General features: G+C 70.3%; 14 protein-coding genes and 1 tRNA gene. 6 read left to right on the top strand and 9 right to left on the bottom strand.

The features are described 5' to 3' along the window. Positions 1-5: 5 nt before the first annotated feature. Positions 6-416 carry a YbaB/EbfC family nucleoid-associated protein gene (locus ADY59_RS32690; RefSeq protein ID WP_049570411.1) on the bottom strand — a complete coding sequence of 137 codons (411 nt, stop codon included), beginning with the start codon at positions 414-416 and terminating at the stop codon, positions 6-8. 98 nt (positions 417-514) lie between these two features. Here ADY59_RS32690 and ADY59_RS32685 point away from each other — a divergent pair, with 98 nt between their 5' ends. Further along, positions 515-817 carry a hypothetical protein gene (locus ADY59_RS32685; protein ID WP_049570408.1) on the top strand — a complete coding sequence of 101 codons (303 nt, stop codon included), beginning with the start codon at positions 515-517 and terminating at the stop codon, positions 815-817. Between the two features lie 109 nt (positions 818-926). On the opposite strand, the gene ADY59_RS32680 is transcribed toward ADY59_RS32685, so the two are convergent. The 5 genes from ADY59_RS32680 to ADY59_RS32660 all read right to left on the bottom strand — a co-directional run bounded on the left by ADY59_RS32680 (position 927) and on the right by ADY59_RS32660 (position 6,722). Then, positions 927-1,003: transfer RNA gene (locus ADY59_RS32680), tRNA-Met, on the bottom strand. Positions 1,004-1,056: 53 nt separating this feature from the next. Continuing rightward, complete coding sequence (locus ADY59_RS32675; protein ID WP_063780856.1) at positions 1,057-4,017, bottom strand: UPF0182 family protein; 2,961 nt, start codon at positions 4,015-4,017, stop codon at positions 1,057-1,059. 129 nt (positions 4,018-4,146) lie between these two features. Then, positions 4,147-5,193, bottom strand: coding sequence for a YlbL family protein (locus tag ADY59_RS32670; protein ID WP_049570402.1), 1,047 nt, complete (start codon positions 5,191-5,193; stop codon positions 4,147-4,149). Positions 5,194-5,202: 9 nt separating this feature from the next. Beyond that, a complete protein-coding gene (locus tag ADY59_RS32665; RefSeq protein ID WP_049570401.1) occupies positions 5,203-5,628 on the bottom strand; it encodes a molybdenum cofactor biosynthesis protein MoaE in 426 nt (141 codons plus the stop codon). Positions 5,629-5,648: 20 nt separating this feature from the next. After that, positions 5,649-6,722, bottom strand: coding sequence for an NAD-dependent epimerase/dehydratase family protein (locus tag ADY59_RS32660; RefSeq protein WP_053175386.1), 1,074 nt, complete (start codon positions 6,720-6,722; stop codon positions 5,649-5,651). A gap of 130 nt (positions 6,723-6,852) precedes the next feature. On the opposite strand from ADY59_RS32660, the gene ADY59_RS32655 reads away from it, so the two are divergent. From ADY59_RS32655 to ADY59_RS32645, 3 genes are read left to right on the top strand one after another with little or no spacing between them, the layout of a single operon-like run. Further along, positions 6,853-8,061, top strand: coding sequence for a zinc-dependent metalloprotease (locus ADY59_RS32655; RefSeq protein ID WP_082310583.1), 1,209 nt, complete (start codon positions 6,853-6,855; stop codon positions 8,059-8,061). Continuing rightward, a complete protein-coding gene (locus ADY59_RS32650) occupies positions 8,058-8,606 on the top strand; it encodes an NUDIX hydrolase (protein WP_049570393.1) in 549 nt (182 codons plus the stop codon). Before ADY59_RS32655 ends, ADY59_RS32650 begins: the two co-directional genes overlap by 4 nt. Positions 8,607-8,608: 2 nt before the next feature. Continuing rightward, positions 8,609-9,610 (top strand): endonuclease/exonuclease/phosphatase family protein, encoded by a 1,002-nt coding sequence (locus tag ADY59_RS32645; RefSeq protein WP_082310582.1) that lies wholly within the window; start codon positions 8,609-8,611, stop codon positions 9,608-9,610. On the opposite strand, the gene ADY59_RS32640 is transcribed toward ADY59_RS32645, so the two are convergent. The 3 genes from ADY59_RS32640 to ADY59_RS32630 all read right to left on the bottom strand — a co-directional run bounded on the left by ADY59_RS32640 (position 9,597) and on the right by ADY59_RS32630 (position 11,543). Beyond that, positions 9,597-10,184: a hypothetical protein gene (locus ADY59_RS32640; RefSeq protein WP_063780855.1), complete on the bottom strand. Its 588-nt coding sequence runs from the start codon at positions 10,182-10,184 to the stop codon at positions 9,597-9,599. The genes ADY59_RS32645 and ADY59_RS32640 overlap by 14 nt on opposite strands. Next, positions 10,178-10,693, bottom strand: a complete 516-nt coding sequence (locus ADY59_RS32635; protein ID WP_049570391.1) for a M48 metallopeptidase family protein — start codon at positions 10,691-10,693, stop codon at positions 10,178-10,180. Before ADY59_RS32635 ends, ADY59_RS32640 begins: the two co-directional genes overlap by 7 nt. A 67-nt stretch (positions 10,694-10,760) precedes the next feature. Then, a complete protein-coding gene (locus ADY59_RS32630; protein WP_049570388.1) occupies positions 10,761-11,543 on the bottom strand; it encodes an enoyl-CoA hydratase/isomerase family protein in 783 nt (260 codons plus the stop codon). A gap of 86 nt (positions 11,544-11,629) precedes the next feature. On the opposite strand from ADY59_RS32630, the gene ADY59_RS32625 reads away from it, so the two are divergent. Next, complete coding sequence (locus ADY59_RS32625) at positions 11,630-12,799, top strand: ThiF family adenylyltransferase (RefSeq protein WP_049570386.1); 1,170 nt, start codon at positions 11,630-11,632, stop codon at positions 12,797-12,799. A 63-nt stretch (positions 12,800-12,862) separates the two neighbouring features. Then, positions 12,863-14,209 (top strand): ABC1 kinase family protein, encoded by a 1,347-nt coding sequence (locus ADY59_RS32620; protein ID WP_049570383.1) that lies wholly within the window; start codon positions 12,863-12,865, stop codon positions 14,207-14,209. The last annotated feature ends 647 nt before the right edge of the window (positions 14,210-14,856 follow it).

The raw sequence follows: 14,856 nt of genomic DNA, 5'->3' as shown, positions 1-14,856 counted from the left end.
GGATGTCACCTCTCGCGGGGCGGCCGTGGGTCCCCCGGCTGCGGCGTGCCGGGGCCGGGGAGGAACGACTCGAAGCTCGTCCCGTCGCCGAACAGGTCCTCGAACGGCAGGTCCGGCACGAAGGGATGCATCAGCTCCTTCATCTCGCCGGACACCTGGCTGGTCGCCCGCCCGATCTGCTCGACGATCAGGGCGGACAGCTCCGACGGCGACAGCTTGCGGTAGACGCGGGGGTCGAACTCGATCGTCCGCACCTCACCGCGGGGACCGACGGTCACCGTCACCATGCCGTCCTTCGACCTGGCGGTGGCCGACAGGTCCCGCATCTTCTCCTGCATCCTGGCGAGCTGCTCGGTCTGCTGGTTGACCTCCTGGACGAGTTGCTCCAGCAGCCGCCATGGCTCGTCTGCCGCCATATATGTCCCCCACGTCCCATCTGCATCGCTGATCCCACACTTACCATCGTTTTCCCGATTCTGTGGCAGGTCCGTGAGGAGTACTAGGCTGCCCACCCGTGAGGTTCGACGGTGTCACCTACAGCAAGAGCCACCTTCACCGGTTGGCGTGCGCGACGGACGGCATGGCCGGAGACCTGGCCGGCGCCGGCACCCGGTTCGAGGCGTCGTCGGGCGCGGCACGCGCCGCCCTCGGCGACGACGACTACGGCCGGGCGTACTGGCAGGCGCGCGGTCAGCGGATGAAGGACATCGGCACCGGGCTCGATCTGCTCGCGACCGCGCTCCGGCGGCAGGAGACCCGGATCCAGCGGGCGTCGCAGAACTACGACGGCTGCGAGGACGCCAGCACCCTGCGGTGAATTGGTGCGGAGCAGCGAAAGGAAATGGGCCTCAGGACCGGTGACCAGGAGCGGTAAAAGGCCGGGACATGCGAAATGCCCTCCGGGAAATCCCGGAGGGCATTTCTTTTGGTAGCGGGGGCAGGATTTGAACCTGCGACCTCTGGGTTATGAGCCCAGCGAGCTACCGAACTGCTCCACCCCGCGTCGGTGTGTGTCTAAAGACTATCCCTGACACGGGGCTTACGCAAACTGACGGCCTATGTCCCCCCGGTGGAAGTCGCCGTGGGTGTCGCGGCCGGCGAGGCCGGAGGCGACCCGGTCGGCGAGGCCGACGGGGACGCCGTGGGCGAGGCCGTCGGGGAGGCCGTCGGGGAGGCTGTGGGCCCCGGCTGGGCGCCGAGCGACTTCAGCTTCTCCAGCGCGGTGTCGAGCCTCTCCTGGGCCTTGCCGTAGGCGTCCCAGTCGGGCGGACTGGCCTGCAGGGCCTTCTGGGCGTCGTCGTAGGCCGACTGGGCCTCGGAGATGGCCGTCGACAGAGCCGTCGTCTGGGACGGCTGCTGCTGCTGGTTCTCCTCGGCCGGCTTGTTCTCGGTGGTTTGCTGCTCGCCGCCGAAGACCTGCGCCAGGCCCTCCTCCAGGGTGCGGCCGACACCGATCTTGCTGCCGAACGACACCAGGACGCGCTGCAGGATCGGGTACGGCTCCTGGCCGCCGCCTGCCGCCACCTGGATGTAGACGGGTTCGATGTAGACCAGCCCGCCCGCGTACGGCAAGGTCAGCAGGTTGCCGTAGCGGACCGACGAGGCGCCCACGCCCAGCAGGTTGAGCTCACCGGCAAACCGGCTCTGGAAGGCGTTCTGCGCCTGGCCCGGGCCGGGGATCGGGGTGTTGGACGGCATGCGCAGGACGCGTAGCTGCCCATAGTTGGGACCGGCGGTGGAGTCGACCGCCATGAAGGCCGCCAGGTTGGGCCCCTGTCTCGGCACGAACGTCGTCGTCAGGGAGAACGCGGGCGCGCCGCCCGGCATCGTGGCCGTCAGGTAGTAGGGCGGCTGCTTGATGTTGCGGTCGCCCTGCGACGGGTCGTTCGGGACGTTCCAGAAGTCCTGGCCGCTGTAGAAGGCGGCCGCGTCGGTGATGTGGTAGCGCGACAGGGTGTAGCGCTGCACCTTGAACAGGTCTTCCGGGTAGCGGACGTGCGCCTTGAGACCGGCGCTCATCTGGTCGGCCGGCTGGATGACGCCGGGGAAGGCGTTGCTCCACGTCTTCAGGACCGGGTCGTCCGGGTCCCAGGCATAGAGCGTCACGGTGCCGTCGTAGGCGTCGACCGTGGCCTTGACCGAGTTGCGCATGTAGTTGATCTTGTCCTGCGGCTGCTGGGCGATGACGCGCGAGCGGTCGGTGGCCGTGTCGCGGGTCATCTCGCCGAGGCTCTCGCTCTGCGAGTAGGGGTAGGCGTTGGACGTGGTGTAGCCGTCGACGATCCAGGTGACCCGCCCGTCGACGATCGCCGGGTAGGGGTTGGAGTCGAGCGTCAGGAACGGGGCGACCTTCTTGATCCGCTCGCGCGGGTTGCGCTCGTACAGGATCTTGGAGTTGTCGTTGACGTCGCCCGACAGCAGGATGTTCACCTCGCCGTACTTGGCGGCGTAGAACAGCCGGTTGATGAACGAGCCGACGGGCACGCCGCCCTTGCCGGTGTAGGTGGTGTTCTTCTGACCGGTGCCGCCCGTCTCCGGGTAGTCGAGCTCCTGCGGCCGGTTCGGGTTGCCGCCGGCGATCGCGTATTCGCTGTTGTTCGGGTGCTCGCCGAAGTAGATGCGCGATTCCTTGAGCCCGGTGGCCTGCGTCAGCGGGCCGGTGACCGGCATGTCCTTGGCGTCGTAGTCGGGCAGGCCGCCGGAGTCGACCTTGTTGCCCGGCGCGGCCACGATGCCGTAGCCGTGGGTGTAGACCAGGTGCCGGTTGATCCAGTTGTTCTGGCCCTCCGGCGGGCCGCTCAGCTCACGGACGCCGACGATGTGGTCGACGAGCTTGCCGCTGCTGTCGGGGTAGCGGTCGACGTCGAGCTGGTCGGCGAACTCGTAGAAGCCCCTGATGCGCTGGGTCTGCTCGTAGGTCGCGGACACGAGCGCGGGGTCGAGCAGCCGCACGCCCGTCACGGACGTGTCGCCGGCCTGCTGCACCTTCGCGGGGTCGGCCTCGGCGGAATACTGCTCGACCTTCACGTCGTCGATGCCGTACGCCTGCCGCGTGGCCTCGATGTTGCGCGCGATGTAGGCGGCTTCCTTGCCCTGCTGGTTGGGCTTGACCTGGAACTGCTCGACCAGCAGCGGGTAGACGCCGCCGATCAGCACGGCCGACAGCACCAGCAGGCCGAAGGAGACGCCGGGCAGCATGCCGCCGGGACGGAAGATGCCGGCGAAGAAGAGCGCGGCGCAGATCAGCGCGATGATCGCGAGGATGGTCTTGGCCGGAAGCACCGCGTTGACGTCGGTGTAGGAGGCGCCGTGCACGAAGCCCCGGTCGGAGAAGACCAGCTCGTAGCGGTCGACCCAGTAGGCGACGGCCTTGAGCAGCACGAAGACGCCCAGCAGCACCGACAGGTGGACCCGCGCGGCGCGCGAGGCGTGCACGCCCGGCGACTGCAGGCGGAAGCCGCCGTAGAGGTAGTGCGTGATCGCGGCCAGCACGATCGAGATGATCACCGCGGCGAACAGGAAGTTCAGCACCATCCGGATGAACGGCAGGTCGAACATGAAGAACGAGACGTCCATCTTGAACAGCTCGTCCGTCTTGCCGAACGCCTCGCCGTTGGCGAACTGCATCCAGGTCTGCCACTGCCCGGCGAAGGAGGAGCCCGCGAAGAGCGCGAGCATCGCCATGCCGACGATGAAGATCAGCTTGCGGTGCGGGTCGAGGGCCATGCGGTAGCGGTCGGCCCCGCTCGCGCCGCCGAACATGGCGGGCCCGAACATCGGCTTGGTGCGGAAGGCCAGCAGCATGTTGCCGCCGACGATGCCCACCATGAGCACCGCGCCGATGACGAACAGCACGATCTCCGTGAGCAGCACGCCGGAGAAGACCGGCATGAAGTCGATCGCGTTAAACCATAGATAGTCAGTATAAATGCCGGAAAATAGGAAGAAAAGCGCCACAATCGCAACGAGTGCGATCGCGACAGGCAGAAGCAGTCGCGGTCGGCGGGGCAAGCGCATTGCCCTACCGGCTCCTGGGGTCCGGAAGCTCAAGGCCAACCCCTCGTCGTGATGAAGAAACGGTCCGTGTCTGGCAACCTACACCGCAGGGCCATCCGTACGGCTAACGCACAACCATCGCGGGAAGTTTCATCCCGCGTCACATGACGGCACTTTTCCCTTGCCGGTGCGCAGCGCGTCGAGCGCCTGCACCGCGCCGTGCAGGGTTTCGGCCTTGATCAGGCGCAGCCCGCCGGGCGCCCCCTTCACGGCCTCGGCGCAGTTTCCGGCGGGCGTGAGGAAGACGGTCGCGCCGGCGTTCCTGGCGCCGACCATCTTCTGCGCGATGCCGCCGATCGGGCCCACCTGACCCTCGGGGGTGATGGTGCCGGTGCCGGCGATCTGCTTGCCGCCGGTGATCGGGCCCTCGGTGAGCTTGTCCACGATGCCGAGCGAGAACATCAGCCCGGCGCTGGGCCCGCCGACGTCGCCCACGTTGATGTCGACGTCGAACGGGAACTTGTACTGCCGCTGCATGGTCACGCCGACCACGCTCTGCCCCTGGCTCCCCGCGACCGTCTGGATGGTCACGTCCACCTTGTCGTCGCCCCTGGTCACGGTGAACGTCACCGGTTCGCCCGGCTTGTGTGCCCGGACGGCCTCGCCCACCTCGTCCACGTCGACCATCGGCTTGCCGTCGACCGCGGTGATCTTGTCACCGGTCTGCAGCTTGCCCGCGGCGGGCCGGTTCTTCTCCACGGTGCGCACGGCGATCACGGTCGAGTAGGGGATCTTGAGCTCGTTCAGCGCGGCGGCGGTCGCGTTGTCCTGCGAGCTGGTCATCTCCGCCGTGTTCTCCTCCTCGACCTGCTTCTGGGTGCGGTCGGGGGCGAAGATCGTCTCCTGCGGCACGACGGCCACGGACGGATCGATCCAGCCGCGCAGCGCGGTCAGCAGATCGATCTTGGCATTGGGCCCGCCCTGGTAGGCCACGGTCACGAGCCTGAGCGAACCGCTCGTCGGGTAGGTCTCCCGCCCGGTGATCATGATCACCGGCTTCTTGTCGACCTGGCCCAGCGTGTTCTCGGTCGGCCCGGGACTCAGGACGACGTACGGCACGGGCACGAACGCCCCCACGATGCCGAGCGCGAGCACCAGGAAGCCCGATACGAGCAGGGTCAGGGCGCGTCGTGACATGGATCGAGCTTATTCGCAGGCGCCGACCCACTCGGTCGACCCGTCGGCGAAGACCTGATGTTTCCAGATAGGCACCTGGGACTTGAGGTCGTCGATCAACCGGCGCGCCGCCCTGAACGCCTCGTCCCGGTGCGGGCAGGCCACCGCCACGATCACGGCGACGTCGCCGAGCTCCAGGTCGCCCACACGATGCACGGCGGCGAGCGCGGTGACGGGGAAGTCGGTGGCCACCTTCTCCGCCACCGAGCGCAGTTCGCTCTCGGCGGAGGGGTGCGCGGAGTAGGAGAGCCTGGTCACGGGCTTGCCGTGATCCTGCTCACGGACGGTGCCCACGAACAGCGAGGTGCCGCCGGCCGCGTGGTCGCCCACCGCGGCCATCACCTCGTCGACGGACAGCGCGGTGTCACGAATGGCCAGCAACCGGATGACGTCCACGAAAAGAGCCTACAGAGTCTTCACCCGCGACGCTTCTTGCGCACCTGCCGGACGATCGCGGCGGTGCCGATGACCGCCACGGTGGCGCCGGCCGCCGTGAGCGTGGCCTCCTTGACGGGCAGCCGCCTGCCGACCACGGTCGTACGGTTCTCGCGCAGCTCCAGGAGCTGGGCGAAGGCCGCCTCGTTGGTCCACGCCGGTTTCCACCCGGCCTCGCGCAGCGCCGTGCAGTCGACGACCCACGGGTAGACGACGTAGTGCAGGTCCGTGGCGGGCGCCGGGGTGATGCCCAGCCGGTGCAGGCGCTGCGCGGTGCCGAACGTCAGCCCCGCCGGCAGCTCGAACCGGCGGATCCCGGACAGCTCCTCGACCTGCTCCTGATCCAGCCAGCCGTCGGAGCCCACCGACACGACGCCCGTGACCTGGCCGCGCGCGGCCAGCTCCAGCGCCGACAGCAGGTCCTCGATGTGGCAGAACTGCCAGCGCTGCTCGCAGCCCTTGACCGTCAGCAGCCGGGGCGACTCGAAGTGGCGGGTGATCACCGTGTCGACGCCCGGCCCCACCACGGCGGCGGGCCGCACCACGGTCACCTCCAGGCCCGGATGGCTCCGCAGCGATCTGCGCACCAGCGCCTCGATATCCAGGAAGTCACCGACCACGCCGGTGTCGGGCTCGGCCGCGACCGGTCCGTCCTCGGCCAGGGGCACCTCGTTGTCGGGCGCGGCGCCGTACACCATCGCGCTGGTGACCAGCACGACCCGGCGGACGCGCGCGGCCGCGCTCGCCGTGAGCACGGTCTGGGCGGCACGCAGGTTGTACGCCCGGCGCTCCCGGGGGTCGGAGTCGACGGCGTAGTCACCGGCCAGGTGGACCAGGACGTCGATGTCGGAGATCCGGTTCGCCAAGAGCGGATCCCGTACGTCGATCACTCTCCAGGTCGCCTCCTGGATGTCGCCGCGCTCCTCGTCAATGGCCACCACCCTGCGGAAATCCGCGGCGGAGACGAGCTTGGCGAGCAGCTCGCGGCCCAGCCCTGAGGCGGCACCGGTGACGGCTACGACGGGTTGGCGCGGGCGTTTCGAGGTAGGCACCAGGTCCTCACTTTGCACTGATCCGCCGTAGGACGACTAACGTGGCGGATGTGGACTCCTCCATCCTGCACGAGGTAGAGCGGTGACTGACCTGCCAGGTCGCGAAAACGACCCCAACGAGAACCCGTTCGCCATGTTCGGCAACCCTGAGCAGATGGCTCAGGCGATGCGCCAGTTCGCCGACATGCTGTCGGCGCCCCAGGGCTCCGGCCCTGTCAACTGGGACATGGCCAAGAACATCGCCCGGCACGCCGTGGTCGCCCAGGGCGATCCCAGCGTCATGGAAGGCGAGCGGCGCCAGATCGTCGACGCGCTGGAGCTCGCCGACCTGTGGCTGAACGAGGCCACGACGCTGCCCAGCGGCGTGTCCAATCCGCAGGCGTGGAGCCGTTCGGAGTGGATCGAGAACACGATCCCGGTCTGGCGCAAGCTGGCCGAGCCGATCGCCGAGCGCATGGTCGAGACCATGGGCGGCGCGCTCGGCGGCGCGGGGCTGCCTCCGGAGGCCCAGCAGATGGCCGGGCCGCTCATGGGCATGCTCAAGCAGATGGGCGGCATGATGGTCGGCCAGCAGATCGGGCAGGCGCTCGGCTCGCTGGCCCGCGAGGTGGTCGGCACCACCGACATCGGGCTGCCGCTGTCGGGCACCGCGGCACTGCTGCCTGGCGGCATCGCCTCCTTCAGCGAGGGTCTTGAGCACCCGGCCGAGGAGATCCGGCTCTATCTGGCGCTGCGCGAGGCCGCGCACCACCGGCTGTTCCAGCACGTGCCGTGGCTGCGCGGGCACCTGCTCGGCGCCGTCGAGGAATACGCCAGGGGCATCACGGTCGACACCTCCGCGCTGGAGGAGCAGATCCGCGGCCTCGACATCAACAACCCCGAGGCGCTCCAGGAGGCGCTGAGCGGCGGCGGGCTGCTCAAGCCCGAGGAGACCGAGCGGCAGAAGGCCGCCCTGGTCCGGCTGGAGACGATGCTCGCCCTGGTCGAGGGCTGGGTGTCCTCGGTGGTCGACGAGGCCGCGGCGGGCAAGCTGCCCTCCGCCACGGCCCTGGCGGAGAACGTACGGCGACGCCGCGCGACCGGCGGGCCCGCGGAGCTGACCTTCGGCACGCTCGTCGGCCTGGAGCTGCGCCCGCGCAGGCTGCGTGAGGCGGCGGCGCTGTGGCAGGCGCTGAAGCAGGCGCGCGGCATCGACGGGCGCGACGCGCTGTGGGGTCACCCCGACCTCATGCCGACCGCCGACGACCTGGAGCACCCCGAGGTGTTCGTGGCGGGCGAGGCCGCCTGGGACATCTCGCAGCTGGAGCGCAAGCCTGACGACGACGAGGGCGACGGGAGTTGAGCCTGCACGGCGACGCGCTGGCGGTGCTCACCTCGTGGGCGGCCCCGTCCGCGGAGGAGGACGCGCTACGGGTGAGTTTTCTCGATCACCTGAGGGCGCACGACGACGCGATGCTGCGGGAGTGCGCTCCGGGACATCTGACGGCGACCACGGCGGTGCTGTCGCACGACGGCGAACGGGTGCTGCTCACGCTCCACCCCAAGGCCGGGATGTGGCTGCCGATGGGCGGCCACTGCGAGCCCGGCGACCGAACGCTGGCCGAGGTGGCGCTGCGCGAGGCAGTGGAGGAGTCCGGCATCTCCGGCCTGGAGCTCCTGCCGGGGCCGCTCGCGCTCGACAGGCACCAGGTCTGGTGTCATCCGCCGCACAGCTGGCATCTCGACGTCGAGTACGCGGCCGTGGCCCCCGCCGGGGCGGAGGCCGTGATCAGCGCGGAGTCGCTGGACCTGCGCTGGTTCCCGGTCGAGGAGATCCCCGAGCCGTCCGACGAGGCGACCCGCCGGCTGGCGGCACGCGGGCGCGCGACGCTGGCCATGCTGGGCTGATCATGGGCGTATCGGCGGACAGTCCGGTCGGCGGCACGATCGTCACCCCCGTCCGCCCCGAACGCCGCGGCCGCACCGCGGCGACGCTGACCTGGCTCGCCGTGACGCCGTTCGCCGCCTGGGCCCTGACCCGGCTGACGGGCCTCGAACGCGGCTCGATCCCCACCCAGCTGATGACCGCCACGCCGTACGCCGCGGCGGGCTCGCTGGTCCCGCTGCTGATCGCCGCCCTGGGACGCAGGCGGGCGGCCACCGCGGTCGCCCTGCTCACCACCGCGGCGCTCGGGTTCAGCGTGCTGCCCCGGTGGTTCGGCACGGCCGAGGCGACGGCGGGCCGGCCGCTCAAGGTGCTGTCGGTCAATCTGCTGTTCGGCAAGGCCGACACGCAGGCGATCATGAACCTGGTGCGCGCGTTCGATCCCGACGTGCTCAACACGCAGGAGCTCACGCCGGGCGCGGTCGAGGAGCTCGACCTGGCCGGGCTCAAGGAACTGATGCCGCACCGGGTGCTCCAGGCCGAGTGGAACGCGAGCGGGAGCGGGCTGTTCTCCAGGCATCCGGTCCAGCCGCTCCCCGGCGCGCTGCCGCCGCTGTCCGGGCACAACATGCCCGTGGCCCGGCTGGCGCTGCCCGGTGGCACGCCGATCGAGTTCTTCGACGTGCATCCCGTGCCGCCGCTGGGGCGCCAGGTGGCCGACTGGTACGCCGCCTTCGACGCCTTCCCCCCGGCCTCCGCCGACGCCGTGCGCATCCTGGCCGGCGACTTCAACGCCACGCTCGACCACGCGCCGATGCGCCGGTTGCTCGCCCGCGGCTACAAGGACGCCGCCGATCAGGTGGGCGCCGGGCTGATTCCGACCTGGCCGACGAACAGGCGGATCCCGCCGATCATCACGATCGACCACGTGCTGGTGGACGAGCGGGTGGGGGTGCGGGCGGTCAGCGTGCACGACGTGCCCGGGACCGACCACCGGGCGGTGTTCGCGGAGCTCAGCGTGCCGTGAGCAGGGCCCGGGTGTTGTCCCAGCCCTCCAGGCCGGGGTCCAGGCGGGCGGCGTCGTCCGGCGTGCGGAGCCGGTGCCAGCCGGGGGTGGTGGCGACCATGCGCGGGCCGGGTGCCTGCGCGCGCAGCGCGGCCACCGGGTCGGGGGCGTCCAGGTCGGGATCCGCCCAGCCGGGGACGGGCAGCCCGCAGGCCAGCGCGACCGCGCCGCCGCGCTCGGCCGGGCTCACCGTGATCCGGGCGCGGCCCAGCTCGCGGAAGAGCTTGCCCACCAGCAGGGGCGGCAGGTCGGGCGCGTCGCCCGAGATCACCGCCACCTGATCCGCGTCGAGCCTGTTGAGGATGTCCTTCAGCGGCTCGTCCTCGCCGACCGCGATCACCTCGGTGCCCGGCCAGACGATCTCCGTCAGTCCGGGCACGCTGGTCAGCAGGACCGGTGTGACCAGCTCCAGGCCGGCGACCATCTCGTAGGTGTCCTCGGCCACCGCCTCCAGCCACGTGCGCGCGTCGACGCCGGGCGGCGCCGCCCGCGCCATGCGCTGTCGTGCCAGGACCGCGGCGACGCGCGTCAACATTCCTCCGGGGCGTTCTGGGCGGCGGCGGAGAATCCTTCGAGGAAGCCACGGGCCCGCTCGGCCTTGGGATATTGTTCGACCAGCGCCCAGAAGCGCGGGCCGTGACTCGGCACCAGCAGGTGCACGAGCTCATGGATGATCACATAGTCGATGACCCATTCGGGCAGGCCCTTGATGCGGGTCGAGATCCTGATCGTGCCGTTCTCCGGCGTGCAGGAGCCCCATCGGTGCTGCTGGTTGTCGACCCAGCGCACGCTCACGGGATCGGCCCTGTCGTCGAGATATTTCGCCGACAGTTCCTTGGCCCGCTCCAGCAGGGCCTCGTCAGTCGGACGTCGCCGGCGTTCCTTCGCCGCAAGCCGATCGAGCATCCGGCTCACCCATTCATCCGCGTCTTCGCCGCTCAGCCAGGCGGGCAGGAGCACGATCGTTTTGTCGCCGTCGCGGTAGGCGGAGACCGTACGCCGGCGACGAGAACTGCGACGGACCTCGACTGTCTCGGGGGGCACATATGCACGTTAGCCGAGACTGGCGGAATTCCACAGAGGGCGAGCGTTGTTTTCGCTGGTCAGATGATTAAGAGCCGGTGAATTTGGGCACACGCCTTTCCCGATGCGCGGCCAGGCCCTCGATCATGTCCGCGGAGGCCATGGTCACGGGCTGGGCCAGGGACTCCCAACTGAGCGCGGCTTCCAGGTGTTGATGATCCTGGTTGAGGGCGGCTTTGGTGAGCTTGGTGGCAATGGGGGCGTTCGCCGCAACCTGCCGGGCGATGGTCATCACTTCCGACAATAGATCATTTTTCGGGAAAGATTGATTTACCAGTCCTTTATCCGCGGCTTCCGTTCCGCGCAGCGTACGGCCCGCCAGCAGCATCTCCCGCGCCAGCGCCGTGCCCGCCCGTTTGGGCAGCAGATAGGTGGCGGCCATGCCGGGGTGCAGCCCGAGCGACGTGAAGGGGGCCAGCAGCTTGGCCTCGTCCGCCGCGTACACGAGATCGCACGCCAGCGCCACGCACAGCCCCGCGCCGACCGCGGCGCCGTTGACGGCGGCGATCGTGGGCACCTCCAGCTCGGTGACCGACAGCCAGGAGCGGTAGAAGCCGAGCATCCTGTCGCGCAGCTCGGGGACCGGCTCGACGCCCCGCTCGCCGAGCCAGGACAGGTCTCCCCCGGCGCAGAACGCCGTGCCCGCGCCCGTCACCACCACGCAGCGGACGTCGCGGTCGGCGGCCAGCTCGGTCATGGCCCGGCGCCACTCGGCGGTCATGCCGTCGGTCATGGCGTTGCGCACGTCGGGACGGTTGAGGGTGACCAGCACGACGCCGTCGTCCTGGCGATCGATCAAGAGCTCGCTCATGCGGGAGAGCGTAACCCCGGGGCGGTTGTCCACAGGGGCGGGGAAACCGGCACGGGATCTTGGAACGGCATGCGAATCTTCGCGGCATGAGGCCACGTGTGAAACCCGCCCTCCTCCGTGTCGACCATGACGACCGCACGCTCCAGTTCGGCGCGCATCCCGCGCGGGCCGTCGTGCTGAGCGACCTCACCCATCGGGTCCGCAGATGGATCGACGGCCTCGACGGCACCCGCGACCTGCCCCAGGTGCTCCGGGAGGGGGCCGCGGCCGGGCTGGCGCAGCCCGCCGCCCTTCTCGACTCGCTCACCCGGCAGGGGGTGATCCATGACGCCTCGGTCGCGCCGCTTCCGTTGCCGCTGGCCGAGCTCGACCGGCTGAGACCAGACCTTGAGGCTCTCGACCTGGCTTCGCGGACGCTGGGCGGCGGCGACGAGGCCCTGCGGCGCCGGCTGCGGGCGCACGTCCGCGTCTACGGCGCGGGCCGGGTGGGAGCTCAGGTCGTCGCCCTGCTCGCGGCGGCGGGCGTCGGCACGATCCGCGTGGTCGACCCCGGCCAGACCCGGCCCCGAGACCTCACACCCGGCGGGCTGACCTGGTCGGAGCTGGGGCTGCCGCGCCAGGACGGCGCCGTACGGGTCGTCCGCCGGATGGCCGGCCCGCCGTCGCGCCCGGACGGCGAAGCGCCCGATCGCCGGTCGCGCGCCCGCGGCCCCGCCGATCCGCCTGCCGGGCGGCCTCACGAGCCGGCGGTCGACGCGCGGGCGGGCGGGCCGCCGTTGAGCGATCGGTCGCAGCGGCCCGACCTGGTGATCCTCACGCCGGTGCGTCCGCTCGACGGTGTGCTGGTCAGCGAGCTCAACGAGCTGGGCCTGCCGCATCTGCTGGGCTCGGCGTTCGAGGGGCACGGGTGCGTGGGGCCCCTGGTGCTCCCCGGACAAAGCGCTTGCTTGCACTGCCTAGACTTGGCGCGTCGCGACCGCGACCCCGCCTGGCCGATCGTCACCGCCCGGCTCGGCGGCTACCCACCTGGCGAGGTCGCCTGCGACGCACCCCTGGCGAGCCTGGTCGCGGCCGCGGTGACCGGTCACGCTCTGGCGTACCTCGACGGCCGGGAGTCTGTTGTGACCAACGGCACAGTGGACGTCTTGCCTGATTGGCAGTGGAAAAGGCAAGCATGGGGCATGCACCCGCAATGTCGTTGTATGCGAAACAATCCATATCCGCTAACAATGGTCATGTCAGCTTCAAGCGGCTGACGTGCAGAGCTACCAACCACGAGGGGGGGAAGTGGCATCCCGCACGGGATACCGCGCATCAGTGTGAGCGATCTTCCGCGTCGCGCCGTCACGCGTTCGGCGAAGCTGGCCACCCTTCCGCTCGGGTTCGCCGGTCGTGCTGCCCTGGGGCTCGGTAAGCGAATCGGCGGCAAGTCGGCCGAGATCGTCGCCGAGGAGATCCAGCAGCGCACCGCCGAGCAGATCTTCAAGGTCCTCGGCGAGCTCAAGGGCGGGGCGATGAAGCTCGGCCAGGCGCTGTCCATCTTCGAGGCGGCGCTGCCCGCGGAGATCGTCGGCCCCTACCGGGCGACCCTCACCAGGCTCCAGGACGCGGCGCCCCCGCTGCCCACGTCGGCCGTCCACAAGGTGCTCACCGAACAGCTCGGGCCCAACTGGCGCGACCACTTCCTCTCCTTCGACGACCAGCCGACCGCCGCCGCCTCCATCGGCCAGGTGCACAAGGCCGTGTGGCACGACGGGCGCGAGGCGGCCGTCAAGATCCAGTATCCGGGCGCGGGCAAGGCCCTGCTCGGCGACTTCGCCCAGCTCGCCCGGCTCGGCAAGCTGTTCGGCGCGCTGCTGCCGGGCCTCGACATCAAGGCGGTGCTGGCCGAGCTGCGCGAGCGGATCGCCGAAGAGCTCGACTACCTGCGCGAGGCCGAGGCGCAGCACGCCTTCGCCCTGGAGTTCCACAACGACCCCGATTTCCACGTCCCCGACGTGATCGCCGCCAACGAGATGGTCCTGGTCACCGAATGGATGGACGGCACCCCGCTGTCCCGCATCATCACCGGCGGCACGAAGGACGAGCGCGACCACGCCGGCCTGCTGTTCGTCCGCTTCCTGTTCTGCTCCCCCGCCCGCGTCGGCATGCTGCACGCCGACCCCCACCCGGGCAACTTCCGCATGCTCCCCAACGGCAAGCTCGGCATCCTCGACTTCGGCGCCGTCAACCGCATGCCCGACGGCTACCCCATGGTGTTCGGCCAGCTCACCCGCATCTTCAACCAGGGCGACATGGGCACCGTGGTCAACGGCCTGCGTGACGAAGGCTTCATCCGCCCCGGCATCGAGATCGACCACGACGCCCTGCGCGGCTTCCTGGCGCCGTACGTCGAGCCGACGGCCGTCGAGGAGTTCACCTTCAGCCGGGAGTGGCTGCAGGACCAGTTCGCCAGCGTCACCGATCTGCGTCCCACCAACGTCGTGCGCCAGCTCAACCTGCCGGTCTCGTACGTCCTCATCCACCGGGTGCATGCGGCGGGCGTGGGCGTCCTCTGCCAGCTCGGCGCCACGGCCCGCTTCCGCGACGAGGTCGTCCGCTGGGTTCCGGGCTTCACCGACGACACCGGTGACACTGACGACACCGAAGCCCTGGCTGCCACCTGAGCTCGTCACACGCCCCGTACGGCAGCCGATGGGCAGGGGGCCTCGGGGCGGCGAGGCCCCCGTACAGCAACGGCACCGGGGGCCGGCCGCGCTGGAGCCTGTGCGGCGTTGAGATCACTGGGATCGCCTGCGGCACCGCCGGCCGTCCTGGTGGGCCACCAGGCCTGGCGCGTAACGACCTCACCGGCGACCTCAGGACGGCCCTGGCCGGGTCCGCGCCCTGCTGCGTCCGGATGAGCACTTCGGCCGCGGCTGCTCGGTCGTACGGCACCGAACGTCCAGCCCGCCACCTCAGTCCTACGGCACCGAACGTCCAGCCCGCCACCTCAGTCCTACGGCACCGAACGTCCAGCCCGCTGCCGCTCTGGCTGGCGGACTCGCCCAGGTCACCTTGCCAGAGATCGCGATCAGCGTCATGGCGGCCGCGTCCGTGACCGTCACGATCGCGCCGGCCCGCCGGACCACGGAGCCACCGACCACGGAGCCGGTGACCGCCGAGCCGGTACACAGGCGCCAGGTCCAGCGTGCAGACGCGGGAAAGGCCGTACCGGGACGTGGGAAAGCCGGGCGGACGCATCGCCGGCGTTCCCGGCGCCCGGCTACCAGTGCGTGCCGGAAGGCCCCCGACGGGCGGGGAGGGTGGGGTG

Source organism: Nonomuraea sp. SBT364 (assembly GCF_001083785.1).
Classification (GTDB): domain Bacteria; phylum Actinomycetota; class Actinomycetes; order Streptosporangiales; family Streptosporangiaceae; genus Nonomuraea.
Note: the sequence above shows the minus strand (reverse complement) of the source record. Positions and strands in the feature narration are given on the sequence as shown.